Origin of the sequence: Brevundimonas sp., from assembly GCF_036732845.1 — a bacterium.
GTDB lineage: Bacteria > Pseudomonadota > Alphaproteobacteria > Caulobacterales > Caulobacteraceae > Brevundimonas.
This window is the reverse complement of sequence record NZ_DAINBO010000084.1, coordinates 1-3,135: the sequence shown is the minus strand read 5'-3', so window position 1 is coordinate 3,135 and position 3,135 is coordinate 1. Positions and strand designations below refer to the sequence as shown.

Below are 3,135 nucleotides of genomic sequence, written 5' to 3'. Positions count from 1 at the left end.
CGAGGAACGGGTACTTCGAGTTTGAAGCCCAGCCGCCCATGATGATGCCGTACACGCCCAGCGAGCTGATGGCGAAGATGTACAGGATGCCGACGTTCAGGTCGGAAATGACCCAGCCCGGCGCGAACGGGATCACCGCCCAGGCGATGAAGGCCAGGATGAAGGTGATCAGCGGCGCCAGAAGGAAGACGGCCTTGTCCGAGCCGGCCGGAACGACGATCTCCTTCAACACGAATTTGAAGAAGTCGGCGAACGACTGCAACAGGCCGAAGGGACCGACCACGTTCGGTCCCTTGCGCAGTTGGACGCCCGCCCAGATCTTGCGGTCCGCCAGCAGCAGGAAGGCCAGAGAGATCAGGATGCCGACCGTGACCAGCAGGATCTGGCCGACGGTGATCAGGGTCCAGCCCAGAGGCGTGCTCCAGAATTCCATGACTTACTCCGCCGCCATCGCGGCCGGGGCGATCCGCTGGGCGGACAGCTCGGCCATGGTCGTGCTGGCTCGCGCGATCGGGTTGGACAGATAGGGGTCGGCCACCGGCGAGACGAAGTCCGCCTCGCCCAGATCACCCTTGGCGCCCAGCGAACCGACGTCGAACGCCGCGGCCGGGGCCACATAGTCGATGCGGCCGAAGGTCGGATGCTCGGCCATCAGCTTGGCGCGCAGTTGATCCAGGGTGTCGTACGGCAGGGTGTGGCCCACGCGTTCGGACAGGGCGCGGATGACGGCCCAGTCCTCCTTGGCCTCGCCCTTGGGGAAGACCACGCGTTCGGCCGTCTGCACCCGGCCCTCGGTGTTGACGTACAGACCCGGCTTCTCGGTGTAGGCCGCGCCCGGCAAGATGACGTCGGCGCCGTGCGCGCCCCGGTCGCCGTGGCTGCCCAGATAGACGCGGAAGGCGTTCGAGGCCGTAGCCTCCACCTCGTCGGCGCCCAGCAGGAACAGCACGTCCAGCGCCTTGGGCTTCAGCATCTCGGCGACGGTCAGGCCGCCCTGACCGGGCGTGAAGCCCATGTCCAGGCCGCCGACGCGCGCCGCCGCGTGATGCAGCACATTGAAGCCGTTCCAGCCGTCCTTCACCGCTCCAACCTTCTTGGCCAGGGCGCCCAGGGCGTTCAGCACCGCCGCGCCCGACTTGCCGTTCAGGGCGCCCGCGCCGACGATGATCGCCGGGCGTTCGGCCTTGGACAGGGCGTCCACGGCCGCCTTGGGCAGCTTGGACAGAGTCTTGGCTCCTGACCCCAACCAGTTGTAATCATAGGTCAGATTGGACTTGGCGCCGATCACGCTGATCTCGGTCTTGCCGTTCAGCCAGCTCTTGCGCAGCCGGGTGTTGACCAGGGGCGCCTCGCGGCGCGGATCGACGCCGACCAGCAGCACCGCGTCCGCCCGTTCGATGCCGGCGATGCCGGAGTTCATCAGCCAGCCTTCGCGCGGGCCGTGGCCCAGGGCCGCGCCGTCCTGGCGGCAGTCCGTATTGGCCGAACCCAGGGCGCGGAACAGGTCCAGCGCCGCCTTCATCGACTCGGCGTCTTGCAGGTCGCCGGCGATGACGCCGATACGCTCCGGCTTGGCCGTCTTCAGCTTCTCGGCGACGCGGGTCAGGGCCTCGTCCCAGCTCGCCACGCGCAGCTTGCCGTTCTCGCGCACCCACGGCCGGTCCAGGCGGCGCGCGATCAGGCCGTCGACGGCGTAGCGGCTCTTGTCCGACAGCCACTCTTCGTTGACGCCCTCATTGACGCGCGGCAGCACGCGCATCACCTCGGCGCCACGACTGTCGGCGCGGATGTTGGAGCCGACCGCGTCCATGACGTCGACGGTCTCGGTCTTCTTCAGCTCCCACGGGCGGTAGTGGTACTGCCACGGCCGGTGGGTCAGGGCGCCGACCGGGCACAGGTCGTTGACGTTGCCCGACAACTCGCTGTCGATGTTCTTTTCCAGATAGGTGGTGATCTCGGCGCTCTCGCCGCGCGAGATCATGCCGATGTCGGGCACGCCCGCCACCTCGGTGATGAAGCGGACGCAGCGCGTGCACTGGATGCACCGGGTCATGAAGGTCTTGACCGTCGGGCCCATGTTCTTTTCTTCGACCGCGCGCTTGTTCTCGGAATAGCGCGAACCGTCGCGGCCATAGCCCACGGCCTGGTCCTGAAGATCGCATTCGCCGCCCTGGTCGCAGATCGGGCAATCCAGCGGGTGGTTGATGAGCAGGAACTCCATCACCCCCTCGCGGGCCTTCTTGACCATCGGGGTGTCGGTGAAGATCTCCTGACCCTCGGCGGCCGGAAGGGCGCACGACGCCTGCGGCTTGGGCGGTCCCGGCTTCACCTCGACCAGACACATCCGGCAGTTCCCGGCGATCGACAGCCGCTCATGATAGCAGAAGCGCGGAATCTCGTGCCCGGCGCGCTCGGCGACCTGGAGCACGGTCATGCCCGGCTCAAACTCGGTTTCTACGCCGTTGACCTTGGCGATAGGCATCAGCGGGCCTCTTTCTCGACGGTTCCGGCCGTCGAAGTCGGAAGGGTTACGGTCTGGGTCTGGCCGTCGCGCGACAGCGACACCGTTGAGCCTTGGACCGAGCAGGCGAAGCTCAGGCGGCCGCCATCGACCGGCGCGCGCCACGACACGGTCCCGGCGTCATAGACCACGTCCGCCTCCGCCTGACCGTACTGAATCATCACCGCCTGGCGGCAAGCGGCGTCGGTCGAGACCGGGGCGACGGCGATGGTCTCGGCGACCGACGCGGGCGCGGCGACCGGCGCCGTTTCGACCGGCGGCGGCGCGGCTTCACGCTGTCCGCAAGCGGACAGGGCGATCAGGCCGACGGCGATGAGGGACAGGCGCTGCATCCCCTACTCCGCCGCCACCGCATGACCGGCGAAGTTCGCGCGGCGCGTGCGGTATTGCTGGATGCGATCCTCGATCTCGTGACGGAAGTGACGGATCAGGCCCTGCACCGGCCAGGCGGCGGCGTCGCCCAGGGCGCAGATGGTGTGCCCCTCGACCTGACCGGCGACGTCCAGCAGCAGGTCGATCTCGGACGGGTCCGCCTCGCCGATCGCCATGCGCTCCAGCACGCGCCACATCCAGCCGGTGCCCTCGCGGCACGGCGTGCACTGGCCGCAGCTCTC

General features: G+C 68.2%; 4 protein-coding genes. All 4 read right to left on the bottom strand.

Annotated elements, in window-relative coordinates; translation table 11 throughout:
• Positions 1-433: NADH-quinone oxidoreductase subunit H (locus V7D63_RS13365; RefSeq protein ID WP_333592769.1), on the bottom strand; the 433-nt coding region annotated here is incomplete at its 3' end.
• A gap of 3 nt (positions 434-436) precedes the next feature.
• The gene (nuoG, locus tag V7D63_RS13360) at positions 437-2,482 is read right to left on the bottom strand and encodes an NADH-quinone oxidoreductase subunit NuoG (RefSeq protein WP_333592768.1); all 2,046 of its coding nucleotides are present in this window, start codon (positions 2,480-2,482) and stop codon (positions 437-439) included.
• Complete coding sequence (locus tag V7D63_RS13355; protein WP_333592767.1) at positions 2,482-2,853, bottom strand: hypothetical protein; 372 nt, start codon at positions 2,851-2,853, stop codon at positions 2,482-2,484. Before V7D63_RS13355 ends, nuoG begins: the two co-directional genes overlap by 1 nt.
• Positions 2,854-2,856: 3 nt before the next feature.
• Positions 2,857-3,135, bottom strand: a 279-nt coding sequence (locus V7D63_RS13350; RefSeq protein WP_333592766.1) for an NADH-ubiquinone oxidoreductase-F iron-sulfur binding region domain-containing protein, incomplete at its 5' end; no start/stop codon positions are given.